At 55.6% G+C, this 16,743-nt stretch carries 10 protein-coding genes; 8 read left to right on the top strand and 2 right to left on the bottom strand.

Going from position 1 to position 16,743, the window contains the following annotated elements; all coding sequences use genetic code 11:
- The first annotated feature begins 36 nt into the window (after positions 1 to 36).
- From NST69_RS26795 to deoC, 5 genes are all read left to right on the top strand, one after another.
- A complete protein-coding gene (locus NST69_RS26795; protein WP_342547564.1) occupies positions 37 to 2,313 on the top strand; it encodes a PAS domain S-box protein in 2,277 nt (758 codons plus the stop codon).
- Between the two features lie 488 nt (positions 2,314 to 2,801).
- On the top strand, positions 2,802 to 3,878 hold the full coding sequence (locus tag NST69_RS26790) for a bifunctional 3-deoxy-7-phosphoheptulonate synthase/chorismate mutase (protein ID WP_342547563.1): 1,077 nt from the start codon (positions 2,802 to 2,804) through the stop codon (positions 3,876 to 3,878).
- A gap of 38 nt (positions 3,879 to 3,916) precedes the next feature.
- Complete coding sequence (locus NST69_RS26785) at positions 3,917 to 5,374, top strand: SulP family inorganic anion transporter (RefSeq protein ID WP_036730417.1); 1,458 nt, start codon at positions 3,917 to 3,919, stop codon at positions 5,372 to 5,374.
- 234 nt (positions 5,375 to 5,608) lie between these two features.
- A complete protein-coding gene (locus tag NST69_RS26780) occupies positions 5,609 to 7,366 on the top strand; it encodes a methyl-accepting chemotaxis protein (protein WP_342547562.1) in 1,758 nt (585 codons plus the stop codon).
- Between the two features lie 149 nt (positions 7,367 to 7,515).
- On the top strand, positions 7,516 to 8,193 hold the full coding sequence (deoC, locus tag NST69_RS26775; RefSeq protein ID WP_339311648.1) for a deoxyribose-phosphate aldolase: 678 nt from the start codon (positions 7,516 to 7,518) through the stop codon (positions 8,191 to 8,193).
- Positions 8,194 to 8,801: 608 nt separating this feature from the next.
- Here deoC and NST69_RS26770 read toward each other — a convergent pair.
- Complete coding sequence (locus NST69_RS26770) at positions 8,802 to 10,082, bottom strand: glycoside hydrolase family 125 protein (protein ID WP_342547561.1); 1,281 nt, start codon at positions 10,080 to 10,082, stop codon at positions 8,802 to 8,804.
- A 27-nt stretch (positions 10,083 to 10,109) separates the two neighbouring features.
- A complete protein-coding gene (locus NST69_RS26765; RefSeq protein ID WP_339311646.1) occupies positions 10,110 to 12,866 on the bottom strand; it encodes an alpha-mannosidase in 2,757 nt (918 codons plus the stop codon).
- A gap of 358 nt (positions 12,867 to 13,224) precedes the next feature.
- Here NST69_RS26765 and NST69_RS26760 point away from each other — a divergent pair, with 358 nt between their 5' ends.
- Genes NST69_RS26760 through NST69_RS26750 form a run of 3 tightly spaced genes read left to right on the top strand, consistent with a single transcriptional unit; the run spans position 13,225 to position 16,721 of the window.
- Positions 13,225 to 14,139 (top strand): ABC transporter permease subunit, encoded by a 915-nt coding sequence (locus NST69_RS26760; RefSeq protein ID WP_235192024.1) that lies wholly within the window; start codon positions 13,225 to 13,227, stop codon positions 14,137 to 14,139.
- Positions 14,140 to 14,155: 16 nt separating this feature from the next.
- Positions 14,156 to 15,067 carry a carbohydrate ABC transporter permease gene (locus tag NST69_RS26755; RefSeq protein ID WP_036694906.1) on the top strand — a complete coding sequence of 304 codons (912 nt, stop codon included), beginning with the start codon at positions 14,156 to 14,158 and terminating at the stop codon, positions 15,065 to 15,067.
- A gap of 37 nt (positions 15,068 to 15,104) precedes the next feature.
- A complete protein-coding gene (locus NST69_RS26750; protein ID WP_339311645.1) occupies positions 15,105 to 16,721 on the top strand; it encodes an extracellular solute-binding protein in 1,617 nt (538 codons plus the stop codon).
- Positions 16,722 to 16,743: the final 22 nt, after the last annotated feature.

Genomic DNA, 16,743 nt, shown 5'->3' with positions numbered 1-16,743 from the left:
TTGCATCTAATACTTCACAAACGGGCGGTGGATCTTATGCTAGGGCAGCATACGGAGACGTCTTCTCCATTTGAACAGGCATTTAAGACAGGAACTGCCGGAGTAGCCTTTCTCTCCATGGCTGAAGAATGGATGAAAGTGAATCCGGCGGTAACCCTCTTGCTCGGATATTCCGAAGAGCAGTTGCTGGGACGCAGCTTCCAAGCGTTCTGGGATGAAGATAGCCTGCACATACATAGTTACAGGATGGGGAGCCTCAGGACAGGAGCAGCCCCTTTTTTTGAAGCCGAAATTAAGCTGCGCCATGCGGATGGCTCTGCGGTTCCGGTGCTGCTGCATGTGGCGAGGGTGAGCGAGCCTTCGACGGGAGAGGGGCTGTATTATATCGTTCACTTGGCTGGAAGGCCGCTTGAAGCACGGGTGGAGGCACTTCCCGGGACGTCTGAGCGGCTGTACCAGCTGATTGCCGGCAACATCAGGGACATTGTGTACTATGCTGCGCCCGGTTCAGTCTGCCGCTACTGCTCCCCTTCTGTGGAGGAGGTGCTCGGGTATAGACCGGAGGAGCTGATCGGCCGGGATAACAGCAGACTGGTTCATCCTAAGGATCTGGCCTTAATCAGTGCGCAGCAGATGGCTGACTCGCCTGATGTCCAGCTGCGGATATTACATGCGAACGGCCAATATATCTGGATTGAATTCTCTCTGAGAACGGTGGAAGACGGCGGGGAGCGCGGGGTGCTGGCTGTCGGCCGCGATGTGACCCGGCGCAAGATTGTGGAGCAGAAGCTTCAGGAATCGGTCGAGCGTTATACCTCGCTAAAGAAATATAATCATGACGCGATCATATCGCTGGACCTGGAAGGCCATATTATTAACGGGAATGAACAGGCGGTAAGGCTGACGGGGTATACGATCTCTGAGATAGTGGGCATGAGTGTCAGCCGGATCATCGGCGAGCGGCAGCTGCAGAATGTACTCGGTCCCCGCCGGCGGAGCGGCTCCGTGGGACAGGATATCAACCTGATCTGGCATAAGGACGGGCATTCTGTGGAGGTCCTGACTACCCTTGCGCCGATTATTATCAACCAGTCTACCGTAGGCTTTTATATTATCGTCAAGGATATTACCGAGCAGAAGAAGCTGCTGATTGCCAAGGAGACCGCAGAGAATACGAACCGCGCCAAAAGTGAGTTCCTGGCTATGATGAGCCATGAAATCCGTACTCCGATGAACGGGGTGATCGGGATGACCGACCTGCTGCTGGAGAGCAGTGAGCCGGGTTCGCAGCAGCGGGAGTTCCTGGAGATTATCCGCCAGAGCGGTGAATCCCTGCTGAATATCATCAACGACATTCTCGATCTCTCCAAGATTGAGGCAGGCAAAATCTCACTCCAAGACGAGCCGTTCATCCTCCAGCACTGTATGGATTCCGCACTGGAGCTGCTTCAGCTCAAGGCGGAGCGCAAAGGGCTGACCCTCAGCGTGGAGACGGAGCCGGATGTGCCGCAGCGGCTGATCGGGGACGGGGAGCGGCTGAAGCAGGTGCTGCTCAATCTGGCCGGCAATGCCGTCAAATTCACCTGTACCGGCGGGGTAAAGGTAAGCGTGAAGCGCATTGCCGATGGCCTGGCAGGTGTAACGCTCCAGTTCACCGTGGCGGATACGGGGAGCGGGATTCCCGAGGAGGCCCGCAGCCGCTTGTTCGAGCCGTTCTATCAGATGGAGCATTTCAGGGGCCGCCAGGGTGAAGGCACCGGTCTGGGGCTGGCGATCAGCAAGCAATTGGTCGAGCGGATGGGCGGAGAGATCTATCTGGATACAGCAGCCGGGCAGGGGGCGACCTTTGTGTTCACCGTGGTCCTCCGGACGCAAGCGCAGTCGCTTCCGGCTGACGGGCCGGAGGGGAACCTGCCGGAGCCGCAATCCGAAGGCCGGTCCCTGCATATTCTGGTAGCCGAGGACAATGTGATCAACCAGATCGTCCTGCGCAAAATCCTGGAGAAGCGCGGCTTCGCCGTCGATGTGGCCGAGGATGGGCGGCAGGCGGTCGATATGACGGCCCGGCATGGCTATGATCTGATCTTCATGGATGTGCAGATGCCCGGGATGAACGGCCTGGAGGCCACAGCTGCCATTAGGGCAGAGCAGCCGGCAGACCAGCAGCCGGTCATTGTTGCAGTGACGGCCAACGCGCTCAAGGGCGACCGGGAGCTATGCCTTGAAGCAGGGATGGATGAGTATATCAGCAAGCCGCTGAGAAGCGACAGCATTGCCAAAGTAATCGGGAAATTTTTTGCGGAACAGGAATAAGCAGACCTCTCTTCATAAAATAATCACAATGCTGAGTTAAAGCTGCAATGCAGTGCTGTGATGTCTTGCATATGGAAGTCTTTTTGATTAAGATAGCAGAAACTGGTGCATAAGCAGCACCGATATACCTTGTAATGACAATGACGAAGAGAGTAAGCACTTCATAGCGTATTTTAACAGGGAAGGCGTGCCGGAGACTGAGAGCACCCCCATTAGACGCTTAGTGCCGAAGTTCACTTCCGAGTCGGTCCCTGAAGTACACTGCTGCAGCAGTTATGGGTAGGGTGGCCCGCTTCCTGCGTTAACGGATGTAAGACAGAATGAATCGACTGGCCGGTATCCTTCAGGTATGCCGTCATGTGCTGATGCGTCAGCAGGATTCAGTTCTAAATAAGGGTGGTACCACGGCTCCTCGTCCCTTGCGGCGGGGGGTCTTTTTGCGTTCGTTCATAGCTTTAACTATTAACTACACAAAGGAGTGTCTTGGAATGAGTAATGTGGAATTGGATGATCTGAGAGCAAGATTGGATGAGATTAACGGTCAGCTGCTGGAGCTGATCTCGGAGCGTGCCGGAATCGTTCAGAAGATTGGGGTGCTCAAAGAGAAGCAAGGCGTGCCGAAGTTCGATCCTGAACGGGAGAAGGCGATGCTGGAGAAAATGGTCGCAGGCAATAAGGGGCCGTTCACGAATGGAACCATCCGTACGCTGTTCAAGCAGATTTTCTCAGCTTCGCTTGATCTGCAAAGTACGGAGCATAAGAAGACCCTGCTGGTAGCGCGTAAAGACCATGCGGAGGATACAGTTATTGAGCTGCCGGGCGGCGTTACAGTAGGCGGGTTATCCTCCCTGATGGTAGCTGGCCCATGTTCGGTGGAGAGCGAGCTGCAGACCCGTACGGTGGCTGCGGCCCTGCAGAAGGCGGGCGTCAAGGTTATGCGCGGCGGCGCCTTCAAGCCCCGGACCTCCCCTTATGATTTCCAGGGACTGGGCATGGATGGGCTGCGGATTCTGCGTGAAGCGGCGAATGAATACGGGCTGCTGACGATCAGTGAGATTGTCGATCCCCGGCATATTGAAGAAGCGCTGGATTATGTGGATGTCATTCAGGTCGGCGCGCGGAACATGCACAACTTCGAGCTGCTTAAGGCGGTAGGGGAAGTGAACAAGCCGGTGCTGCTGAAGCGCGGACTATCCGCCACGTTGGATGAATTCGTCCATGCGGCAGAATATATTATGTCCCGCGGCAATATGGAGATTATGCTGATTGAACGCGGTATCCGCACCTATGAGCGGTCGACGCGCAATACGCTGGATATCTCGGCGGTGCCGATTCTTAAGCAGGAATGCCATCTGCCGGTGCTGGTCGATGTCACCCATTCCACCGGACGCAAGGACATTCTGATCCCGTGTGCCAAGGCTGCGCTTGCTGCCGGAGCCGACGGTATTATGGTGGAGGTGCATCCTGATCCGGCTACAGCCTTGTCTGATGCGGCGCAGCAGCTTAATATTGAGGAGTTCAACACCTTCTTCAATGAGGTGAAGGCCTCCGGATTATACCGTTAAGTGAAACAGGGTGAATTCAGGTAACAGGAGGAACTGAAATTTTGAAGCAAATCGTCTCATACAACAACGGTTGGTTCTCCAACACACGGAGTGATATTTTATCGGGCATGACCGTGGCTATTGCCTTAATTCCTGAAGCGATTGCTTTCTCCATCCTTGCTGGCGTAAGCCCTATGGTTGGTTTGTACGCCTCCTTCTGTATCGCTATTGTAACAGCCTTCGCCGGCGGGCGGCCGGGGATGATCTCGGCGGCGACAGGAGCGATGGCGCTGCTGGTCGGCAGTCTGGTGCTGTCGCACGGCATTGAGTATCTGTTCGCGGCTACGGTGCTGGCTGGCATCCTGCAGATTGTGATGGGGCTGCTGAAGCTGGGCCGGTTCATCACCTTCCTGCCGCAGCCGGTCATGACCGGCTTTGTCAACGCGCTGGCGATTCTGATCTTTATGGCTCAGCTCGTGCATTTTGAGGGACAGGGCTGGATCATGTACGCACTTGTGGCTCTTACGCTGGTCATCATCTATACGGTTCCCCGGATCACCAAGGCGGTGCCATCGGCGCTGGTCGCCATTGTCGTAGTCTCGGTCCTCAGCATTGTGCTGGGTCTGGATGTAAGAACCGTGGGCGATATGGGGACTATTACTTCAGCGCTGCCGGTATTCCATCTGCCGAGCCTTCCCTTGACGCTGGATACACTGCTGATTATACTGCCGTATTCGCTCTCACTCGCGGTCGTCGGATTACTGGAATCGCTGATGACAGCCACGCTGATTGATGATATCACAGGCACCGGCAGCGACAAGAACCGGGAAGCGAAGGGGCAGGGGCTGGCCAACATCGTGACCGGCTTCTTCGGAGGCATGGCTGGCTGTGCGATGATCGGCCAGTCGATGGTCAATATGAAATCGGGCGGACGGACACGCTTGTCCACTTTTGTCTCCGGGATCTTCCTATTGTTCCTGATTCTTGTGCTGGGTGATGTTGTTAAGCAGATTCCTATGGGCGCACTGGTCGGTGTAATGATTATGGTCTGCATCAGCACCTTTGAATGGAAGTCCCTGACCTCCTTGCGGAGAGTTCCGCTAAGCGATGCCCTGGTCATGGTGGTCACTGTGGTTACAGTAGTAGCTACCGATAACCTGTCGATCGGCGTGCTGTTCGGCGTGCTGCTGAGTGCTTTGTCTTTTGCCTGGAAAATCGCTTCCCTTCAGCTGAATGTTCATACTACGGCATCTGTAACGACTTATCGGGTATCGGGCCAGCTGTTCTTTGGAACCACGAGCCATTTCGTGAATGAATTCATGTATGACAGTGATCCGGCGCAGGTCATTATCGATTTCAGCCGTTCCCATGTGTGGGATCAGTCGGCAGTGGGGGCCATTGCCAAGACGATGGACAAATACGCGGCATTGGGTACTAAGGTCACTCTCACGGGTCTAAATGAAGAAAGTGCCCGGCTGGTGCAGCGGGTTGGATTGTCGTCTTCGGGCGGCCATTGACGGATCAAGGACAGAAGGCTGTTTTTGGAGCGATTAGGCTTCAGAAGCAGTCTTTTTTTGACAATATAATAATGTAAAGGATTCATCCTACAAATTTTAATCGTCTACGCCGTCTTTGGAAAAGGGTTTTTGAAAAGTTTGTCGAAATTTTCCGGTAGAGGGACATTTGTCATTGCTTCTTCGGATGGCCCTACTATAACCACGCAATTGTGATGCGCGAAAGGGAAGGCCTCCATGTTTTCTTTTATCCGAACCAGACTGATTGCCCGCATTCTCTGTGTTATGACCGTAGTGATTCTCTGCATTACAGCAGGCAATGCCGCCATTCAGTGGGTGAACACCGGATCAGCGGTCAAAGGGACGATCAGCAGCTACAACATGAGTATTGCCAGCCATTATGTGACGCAGATTGATGCCGGGCGCTACAGTGAATTCCTGGCCGATCCGCAGGAGTCGGACCTGTATTGGTCGCTCCGCAATGAACTGGATCAGTTCCGGAAGTCGATTGGTGCCCGTTATGTATATTTTGTGCGGATTGATGATGCCCGCCAGCCGCAGCTGATGATTGACGGCAGGCCGGAGGGAGACCCGCTGGCTTCGGGGATTAATGAGAGTACTGATATGCCAGCGGCCGCAGTTACAGCTGTGCTTGCCGGAGAGAATGCCAGCACGCCGCTGATCAGCAATCCCGAATACGGGGATTATATCTCAGCATTCGTTCCTATGAAGGACAGCGGCGGGAAGCTGGTCGGGGCGCTGGGCATTGATACCGATGTTGCTGTGCTGAGTACGCTGACCCGTGATGTGCTGATGGAGAGCCTGCCGCTCTATAGTATTATTCTAGCTCTGTCTCTGGGCGCACTCGCGGTGCTGGCCTGGTTCGTCTCCCGGTCCTTGCGTCCGCTGGTGACGATTACAGAAAGTGCGGGCACGATGGCTGAAGGGGATCTCGCCGGGGCAGCCCGTATCCTGCATGCCCGTCCGGTCAACTCCCGGGATGAGATTGGCAGGGCTTATCAGGCGATGCTCCAGATGTCAGGGGATCTGAATACCAGAGTGAAAGGGATGGTATCCGGGGTGTCTACCGCATCTGACAGTCTCTACGGCTCCTCCGAGACCTTCGCCAGGAATGCCGATGATGTGCTGAAGATGAGTGAGACGGTGAGCGGCAGAATCAGCAATATCCATGCCGGGGCTAACTCGCAGACGGAAGGCGCTCAGAGCAGCGCAGTAGCCATGGATGAGATGGCGCTGGGCATCTCGCGCATCTCGGAGGCCTCGGCTGCGGTCTCGGAATTCGCAGTCAAGGCGCTGGACATTGCAGAGGCGTCACAGACGGCGATGAACCACACCAATCAGCAGATGAAATCGATCTCTGTATCCACCGGGGAGACGCTGGATATTGTGCTGCGGCTGCAAGGGTACACGGATGAGATTGAAGGTGCGCTGGCTGCGATCAGGCAGTCTGCGGATCAGACGAAGCTGCTGGCGTTGAATGCTTCCATTGAGGCGGCGCGTGCGGGGGAGCACGGCAGAGGCTTCACTGTCGTAGCCGGTGAAGTACGCAAGCTGGCGGAAGGCTCCGCAGCCTCGGCCGAGCGGGTGACCGAGCTGCTGCTGCACATCAGCCAGGCTTCGGCAAGCATCGGGGTTCAGATGACGGAAGCGTCCGCTGAAGTGAAGGAAGGGGTGCGGATGTCAGCCGAAGCGGAGGCTGCTCTGCTGGAGGCTTCCACTGCCTTCCGTGAGGTAGCCGGACAGATCATTGATGTGTCGGCGACCGCCGAGCAGCTCTCCGCCGGCTCGGAGGAGGTTGCGGCAGCGGTGGGCAGCATGGCCGATATTGCCGGAGAGGTCTCGGAGCAGACCCGGGAGATCCGTGAGCTGACTGATTTGCAATTGGCGCGAATCAAAGAAGTCTACGAGGCTTCGCTGAGCGTCAGCGCGAGTACAGGCGATCTGCGGGAGGCCATCCGGCAGGTGAATGTATAGGGCTAAGGGTTCGGTGCGCTTGATCTATACTGCCCGGAGCGGATACAGGATTAGCAGCGGTTATGCCCTCCAGCTTTCAAAAGCGTCCGACTATTGGTATGATACAAGGGATGTGAACATCTATTACCGATTATATGGAGGAATTGAACATGAGTGAAACTACAATATCCGGGATTATTGATCATACGCTGCTGAAGGCGGATGCCCGGAAAGACGATATTATCAAGCTTGCCGAAGAGGCCAAAGCCTACAAATTCGCCTCTGTGTGCGTAAATCCGGCCTGGGTGGCTACGGCGCATGCCGTGCTGAAGGATACCCCGGAAGTGAAGGTATGTACAGTAATCGGCTTCCCGCTGGGGGCATCGACGCCTGAGACGAAAGCTTTTGAGACGAAGGATGCCATTGCGAATGGTGCCGGTGAGGTGGATATGGTCATTAATATCGGCGCTTTGAAGGACGGCAATGACGAGCTGGTGAAGCGCGATATGGTTGCAGTAGTCGAAGCCGCGCGCGGCAAAGCGCTGACCAAGGTTATTATTGAAGCCTGCCTGCTGACTGAAGAGGAGAAGGTCCGTGCCTGCAAGCTTGCTGTAGAAGCGGGCGCAGACTTCGTGAAGACCTCAACCGGCTTCTCGACCGGCGGGGCAACGAAGGAAGATATCGCTCTGATGCGGGCGACCGTCGGCCCTGAGATCGGCGTGAAGGCCTCCGGCGGTGTCCGCAGCGCGGAAGACGCGCTCGTGATGATCGGCGCAGGCGCCAGCCGGATCGGCACCAGCGGCGGCGTAGCGATTGCCAAGGGCGAGCAGAGCCAGAGCGGCTACTAAGCTGAGGTGAGTTAAACACATAGAAACGGCTGCGGCCTCCTTGATGTTAAGGAGCCGCAGCCGTTTTCTGCTGAGAGAAGTATAATAGATGGATTTCCTCCACCTGCTGTTGAGTGAATGAGCGCTGCCGAACCAGCAATTGGATAAACAACACTTAAATTCTCCCGATTCATCCAAAGTAGCATAAACTAATTATATTAGTTGCTGTTTGTCCACCTGTTGCCGGTAACTCCAGCCCAATGGGCGAATTAAGATACGTTATTCCACTTGCTTGTTGCAGGATAAGCTATCCGCTTAGGGTTCTCCTGGGGATATGGCGATCTTACCCGCTTATTCGAGCAGGCGGCTACCTTGGAGCGTATGCTTAATTGTATTCCATACACCTAAACTGTGCTGAAACCTCCGATTTAGTGGTTTAACTGTATTCCGTACAATTAAAAACAGCGGTTAGCCGTCTTTTGTGGAAAGTAGGGAATTATAGCTGTACAAACTGCAACTAAACCGATTCAAGCCGGATTCTGCGCCATTTTAGTTGTACAAACTACAGTTAGAGTCCGCGCGGATGACGAGGCTGCCATGCTCTTGACCAGCCCCCCTAGACCAATCCCCTAAACCAGCCCCTTATCCATCGCCTTACCGATCAGCGTAGCGAACAGGCTGTTGGACCAGGCGAACCATTCGCGCGAGAAGTCGGCCGGGTTATCCGGGTGGAAGCCCTCGTGCATGTAGCCTGTATCGGCATCGGTCCGGATCAGCATATCGATCAGCTCCTTGATCTCCTCATCGTTATCCGCCGTCAGCGCCTGCATGGAGAGCGCCATATGCCAGACATATCCGCCCGGTGTATGCGGACTGCCGATGCCTTTGGCGTGCTTGCCCTCGAAATAGAACGGGTTATCGAAGCTGAGCGCGAACCGGCGGGTGTTCTGATAGATCTCATCCTCTACGCCCACGTAACCAATGTAAGGAATAGAGATCAGCCCTGGAGTACCAGCATCGTCCATCAGTGAGTAATTGCCGTAGCCGTCCGTCTCATAGGCGTAGATTCTGCCGTATTTCGGATGGGTCACGATGCCATAGGTACGGATGCCGAAGTCGATCTCCTTGCGCAGCTTCGCCGCTCTCGCTGCCAGCCGTTCATCCTGGTAGACCTCGCTCGCTATCTCGCTGATATACCCCAGAATGACCACAGCGAACATATTCGAGGGAATATTGTAGCCGAATTCGCAGCTGTCATCGCTCGGACGGAAGCCCGACCAGCTCATCCCCGTGTAGTTGACCGGCATCCCGCGTCCGTTATTGTGCAGCGTCTCCGTATCCTGGAGCGTCTGGCGGATGAAATGGTAAGGGGATTTCTCCCCGTGGTGCTGCTCGGTCTCGATCGTGTTCACGATGGAGGTCAGCGCCTGGTAGCAGGCGGCATCGAAGATATCGGTCTGCTCCGCTTCCTTCCAGTACATATAAGCGAGCTGAACGACGAAGCAGAGGGAGTCCAGCTCATATTTGCGTTCCCACATCCACGGGTTCAGGTTGCAGTCGTCCGTGTCCCGGTAATGCTTGTCATTTGCCGTCTCGTTGAAGGCATTGGTGTACGGATCAATATTCACATAGAACATCTGGCGGGCAATCAGGCCGCGGAGAATCCGCTGCAATTCAGGGTCGTTTTTGGCAAAAGGAATATAATGCCGCACCTGCTCCGTCGAATCGCGCAGCCACATGGCCGGAATATCGCCGGTGAACACGAAGGTCGTGCCGTCATCCAGCAGCTTGGTTGTAGTCTCCAGAGTGTTCGGGAAGCAGTTGCGGAACAACTGCTGCAGTTTCGGGTGATGCGCTAGCCGTTCATCGGCCTCATTCAGATAGGCGGTAATGGAAGCTGGCAGATTCATGGTGTAACTCCTCCTGGCATAGTCAATTTAGGGTTGTACGGTTTGCAGGGCATAGGTGACGATTTGAGCTTTACCGACAGAGCGGCGGAGAGTACCTTCATCCAGGACTTCCCGCTGTTTGCGCCGTTCCAGAATATCACTGGCATGGACAGCCTTCACCGGAAAATGCGGCGTCAGCGCGAGCTCCTGCTCCGCGCCCGCCAGATTGTACCAGCGCAGGATGATGTCCTCATGGTCTGCGGACATTTTGAAGGCCGACAGCGCCAGGGTGCGGCCCTGCCACTCCAGCGGCTGATAGACCGCAGGGAGGGAGCCCTCCTGCCAGCCGGTCTGGACCGCGAACCAAGGCACCTGGTACTGATAGGCCCAGGCACAAGCCTCCGTCCATTCCGCATCCCCGGCAAAGGGACGGACCGCGAACTCTACGGTCTGCTCACCAAGGCACTGGGCTTCCGGTGTAGGGAACACGCCCCAGTCACCAAGCTCCGATACGCTGCGCAGCAGGGTGACAGCAATCGTATTGCTGCCGTCCCGCAGCACCTCGTATTCGTTCAGCCCTTGGTTGGCCACCAGCAGTCCGGCGCGGCCGTCTGACACGCTGACATAAGCCTGCTGGTGCTGGGCATTGCTCGGATTGATCCAGTCCGCTGCCGGCTCAATCTCGCGTTCAGCAGCTTCAAAGATAGAATCGGCCCGCAGGGTGGAAGCCGCCAGCCCGGTAGGGACAAGCACACGCAGCCGGTGGTCCTTAGCCTGATTATTGAACGTGGCAGAGATCTGAACGCCGGTCCCGCTGGTCTCCAGGCTGATCCGGGTCACGATCCGCAGTGGTACCTGCTCCGCAGAGCGTCCGGCCTTACGTTGCCGGAACGGCACCATTCTGCGCTTCTCATCTTCGAACGAAGCATCGGCGGAAGCGGGAATCGCCCATTCATGCACGATTTCATACGTGATGCGGTAAGGCTTATGCTCAGCCAGCGAGATCCGGGCGGCAAGGCCCTTGGTCGTCAGTGCAGCATCGCCCTCGGGCTGGCGGAACACGTATTCATTCCCGATATCGCCGCAGTTCTCATAGACGCCGAGTCCGGTGAAGCTGCGGCCCGTCCGCTTGTCAGCCACATCGTAAGAACCGTCCTCGCGGATCTGAACGGCCAGGAATTCATTCTCCATCCCACGTTCCAGCAGCTTAAGCGGACCTTCAGCAGCAGTCCCGGCGGACTCATCCGCCGACTCTACCCAGGCGTAGGTGCTGTAGCCTAGCGGCGGCACCTGTGCAGCCTCGAAGGTCAGCCGGACCATCCGAGCCATATAAGGCTTGCGGAACTGGTCGTCCGGCAGCTCATAGCCGAACCGGGTGCCCAGATCCTCCGCCCGGCAAGCCACAGTCTGCCCTTCAGCGTCGAGCAGCCGTCCGTTCGCAAGCTCAAGCGTAAGCTGATCCAGCGCTTCGGCAATCGCCGCCGGATTCGGCCCTTCCTTGAAATAACGTTTGGCGAAGATCACCTCCACGCTAACTGTTCCGCTGCGCTCCCAGCCGGTAGTATTGAACACCGTCACTGGCCGGGCCGATTCGCCCCAGGCCGCAACCTTCCCGGTTCCGATCTGTGCGGATACCGCCTTCAGACTCTCTTCAATAATAGCTTCGCCAACATGGCGGCTCTTCTCGAAGCGGCTGATCATCTCCCGGTGAACCTCATCCACACTGCAGCCGCAGATGCTGTCATGCGGGTGGTTCTGCATCAGAGTCTTCCAGGCGTAGGTCAGCAGGGCATGGGGGTAGGCCTGCCCGCTGACCAGATAAGCGAGTGCCGCCAGCGGCTCGGCGCCCTTCTCCAGCAGCGTCTGGCCCTGCTGGTTAAGCTGCTTCAGATAGACACGGGCGGAAGCGGTATTCACCAGCGTCCCCCAGCCGTCCGTATGCTGGCTGCGCAGCTCGCCGTGCACGGTAACCAGATCCTCGGGCAGCGAAGGGGCCAGCGCCTTCAAGTATTGCTCGAAGCTGGAATGGACGAAGTCCGTGTCCGGGTAGAGCTTCCGGGCTGTCTCCAGCGCATCCGCGAGATCACGCTGCACCGGCTGATGATCACAGCCGTTCATGAACAGCAGCTCCGGGGTGGAGGCATATTTGCCGGCATCCGCGATTTTTCGGTCCCAGAAGACCTTGGCATCCTCAGCATCTACAGGCACCTCATTGCCGTTGCTGTACCAGTTCGCAAACAGTAGTCCAAGCAGGGCTGAGCCATCCGGGGATTCCCAGTACATCTCCGAGTATGGCGACTCATAGCTGGTGCTGTTCAGCTCGCCGACCATGTTATCGAAGCCTGTCGGCTTCACGCCGCGGCCGAACACCGCAGTCTCGATGTCAGCCTGCTTGAGCAGCTGCGGGGCTTGTCCCATATTGCCGAAGGAATCGGGGAAGTACCCGAGCTTCGAGATCACGCCATATTTCGCGGCGTCCTGATGGCCGATCAGCAGATTGCGCACATTGGCCTCGGAGCTGGTCAGGAATTCATCCTGGAGCACATACCAGGGACCGATGACAATCCGGCCTTCGCGGATGAACCGCTCCAATTGCTCTCTTTTCTCAGGATGCACCTGCAAATAATCTTCAATAATAATGGTCTGTCCGTCCAGGTGGAAATACCGGTAGCGCTCGTCCTGCTCCAGCGTCTCCAGCAGCTCGTTCATCAGCTTCGCCAGCAGCACATGGTGACGCTCATAAGGCATATACCATTCCCGGTCCCAGTGGGTGTGTGAGATCAGGTGGGCAGTTGTACGGGTCATGACAGAAACCTCCTATATCTTCAGTAGGGTGTTGTAGTGTCGGCATTCGTAGCAAATGTTTGCATACCTGCCCGGGGATCACAATATGTAACTTTTGCAGGGGGGAGAAGGGTTCATAATTCACACATTTACGGCAGACAGCCAGCGGCGGCACATACAAGCTATTAAGCCCGTAAGCCCCGTAACAGCGCGGTTTTACACTCCGTTAACATGACAATGCACAACCTACATATTTACGGTGTCAGCTTAGTTTCACTACAATTTGGGATGTAAGCGTTAGCAGGCAAGGCCATTGCAAGAATGCGAAGCGGATACAGATTTATGTGTAATGAAAACTAACATAGAGAGGAGTGGGAGAATGAAGGGGAACAAGTCCCTTGGCAAACGAATCTGGCAGAATTGGGAGCTCTATCTGTTCATGCTTCCCGCGTTACTGTATTTCTTCATCTTTCATTATGGTCCGATGTACGGCATTCAGATTGCCTTCAAAAACTTCGTACCTTCTAAAGGAATTACGGGCAGCGACTGGGTAGGCTTCGACCATTTCGAACGGTTCTTCAATTCTTATTTCTTCTGGGATCTGCTGTGGAACACATTCAGCATCAGCTTCTATGAGCTTGCCATCGGGTTCCCGCTGCCGATCATTCTGGCCCTGGCCTTCAATGAGGTCCGCAACGGCCCGTTCAAGAAGTCGGTCCAGACGGTTACCTATGCGCCGCATTTCATTTCAGTGGTCGTCATGGCGGGGATGATTATTACCTTCCTGTCGCCCTCCAGCGGAATGATTGTCCGGGCGATTGAATTCCTGGGCTTCCAGCCCGCACAGTTCCTGACCGACCCGGCCTGGTTCAAGACGGTATACGTCTTCTCAGGCGTCTGGCAGAGCACCGGGTGGGGGACGATTATCTATCTCGCAGCGCTGTCCGGCGTAGATCCACAGCTGCATGAAGCGGCCATCGTGGATGGAGCGAGCCGGATCAAGCGGGTGCTGCATATCAATCTGCCGACGATTATACCCACGATTACGATCATGCTGATTCTGAACATGGGTAACATTCTGGGCCTGGGCTTCGAGAAAATCCTGCTGCTGCAGAATTCGCTCAACATGGAAGCCTCCGATGTCATATCCACCTATGTCTACCGCGCCGGTCTGGTGAACGCCCAATACAGCTTCTCGACAGCTGTCGGATTGTTCAACTCGGTAGTCAATGTAATACTGCTCGTTACCGTGAACCGGATTGCCAAACGCACCAGTGAGAACAGCCTCTGGTAGAAAGGAGTTGAAGTCTATGGTTACTGCGATGAAAGAATCCAGGGGAGATAAGCTGTTTCTGATCAGCACCTACATCTATCTGTGCCTTGCGCTGGTAGTGGTCCTCTATCCGCTGATCTACATCCTGAGCGCGTCCATCAGTTCGCCGCAGGATGTCAATTCGGGCGCCATGTGGCTGTTCCCGAAGAATGTGACGCTGGACGGCTACAAGCTGGTGTTCGAGAACCCGAAGATCTGGAACGGATATCTCAATACCATCATCTACACAGCGGTGGGCACGTTGCTTAATCTGGCGGTTACACTGCCTGCTGCGTATGCGCTCAGCCGGTCTGATTTTGTCGGACGCCAGCTGTTCATGGGCCTCATTCTGTTCACGATGTTCTTCAGCGGCGGGCTGGTGCCGACGTATCTGCTCGTCAAGAACCTTGGCCTCATTAACAGCATGGGGGCGTTGATCCTGCCGGTGGCCGCATCGGTGTGGAACATCGTGGTCGCCCGCACCTTTTTCCAGTCCACCATTCCAAAAGAACTACAGGAAGCGGCCCACATTGACGGCTGTACGAATCTGAAGCTGTTCATCCGCATCATCCTGCCGCTGTCTGCGCCGATTGTCGCCGTGATGGCCTTGTTCTACGGGGTTGGACACTGGAACAGTTACTTCCCGTCCCTGATCTACTTGAACGATGAAGCCAAATATCCGCTGCAGATGGTGCTGCGCCAGATCCTGGTCCTGCAGGAGATGTCGGCCGAAACTACAGGCGCTGCGATCAACGGCGAGGTAGCTATGGCCATGAATAATAAGGCAGAGACAGCCTCGCTGGTCAAATACGGAGTTATCGTTGTGTCGACACTGCCGATTGTAGCGGTCTACCCGTTCCTGCAGCGTTATTTTGTCCAAGGGGTCATGATTGGCTCTGTGAAAGGCTAAAGGTTAAAATGTAATGAACCTAAGGGAGGAATTATTAATGCAGATCACACGTAAACCATGGAAGATTCTGCTGTCATCGGCTGTGATTGTTGGACTGCTGGCAGGCTGCGGGAGCTCGGGGGCAAATGAAGGTAAAACGGACAAGGGTACCGGAGAGGCTACAGTGAACAAAGAGGGCTTCCCGATTGTGAGTGAGCCGATCACTCTGTCCATGATGGCCCCGGATGTGGGCATCCAGAACTGGGAGAACATGCCGGTGCTCCAGCAGATGAAGGAGAAGACCGGGATTACGATGGAATATAAAAATGCGCCGAAGGACAGCTTCGATACCAAAAAGAATCTGGTGTTCGCCAGCGGCGATTACCCTGATATCTTCTACGCGGCCGGTCTGACGACTGCCGAGCAGATGAATTACGGCGAACAGGGGATTCTGATCCCGCTGGAGGACCTGATCGAAGAGTATGCCCCGAACTTCAAGGCGCTGCTGGAAGAGAACCCGGATGTGCGCAAATCGATTACCGCCCCGGACGGTCATATCTACTCCCTGCCGGTGGTGGAAATGAGCCAGCACTGGTACCGCAACCCGATGTGGTATAACGGCGACTTCCTGAAGGCGCTGAACATCGATAAGCTGCCGGAAACGACCGAGGAGCTGTACACCTACCTGAAGCGCGTGAAGGAGGAAGATCCGAACGGCAACGGAACCGCCGATGAAATTCCGATCTCTTCAGTGACGACAACGGCCGCGAACCTCCGCGATATCCGCACCTGGCTGCTGGGCGCTTTTGGCATCTATGAAGAAGAAATCTATGTAGACGATGCGGACAAGGTCCACTATACACCGCTTGAAGAAGGCTATAAGGAGTACCTGACGTATATGAACCGCCTGTGGTCCGAGGAGCTGCTGGATCATGAGAGCTTCTCACAGACAGCGGAGCAGAAGAAGGCCAAGGCGCAGAATAACCGCGTGGCGCTCTTTTCCGACTGGCACGCTTATATGACGAAGGGTGGAGAGCCGTCCACGTCAGATCCGATGTTCGCCCCGGTGCGCAGTGAATCGGTGTCCGCTCCGGCGATTGCCAAGAACAGAGGAATTACGACAGGCGCATTCGCCATTACGAACAGCAATCCTGCACCGGAAGCCTCACTGCGCTGGGTAGATTACCTCTATTCCTATGAAGGCGCTCTGTTCTTCAACAAAGGGCCGGAGGGTACGCTCTGGGAGTACACTGACAAAGAGAACCGCGTGAAGCAATATCTGCCTGTACCGGACGGCAAGGAAATGGAGGATTTCCGGGCCACCCTGACGCCGAACTACGGTATTCCTGCCCCAACCTTGTCCATGGATGACATTAACAAGGGGCTGAAGACAGACTTCGACCTCTGGGTAGAGCAGGAGACGAAGCAGAAGCTGCTGGATAAAGGCGCGCGGATTCCATTCCCGGCCCTGTTCCTCACGGTGGAAGAGCAGACGGAAATCAGCAGTCTGAATTCGGACCTGAGCACCTATGTGAAGCAGATGGAAGCGAAATTCATTACCGGAGCCGAGCCGCTGACCGGCTGGGATAACTATGTGGCCACTGTCAAGAAGATGGGCGGAGAACGTGTAGCCGAGATTAACCAGGCTGCCTATGACCGCTGGAAAACCAACTAAATCAGGCCCGGCAGAAAGGTGC

The sequence above is a fragment of the Paenibacillus sp. FSL P2-0089 genome (assembly GCF_038595095.1).
GTDB classification, from domain to species: domain Bacteria; phylum Bacillota; class Bacilli; order Paenibacillales; family Paenibacillaceae; genus Paenibacillus_AQ; species Paenibacillus_AQ silagei.
Note: the sequence above shows the minus strand (reverse complement) of the source record. Positions and strands in the feature narration are given on the sequence as shown.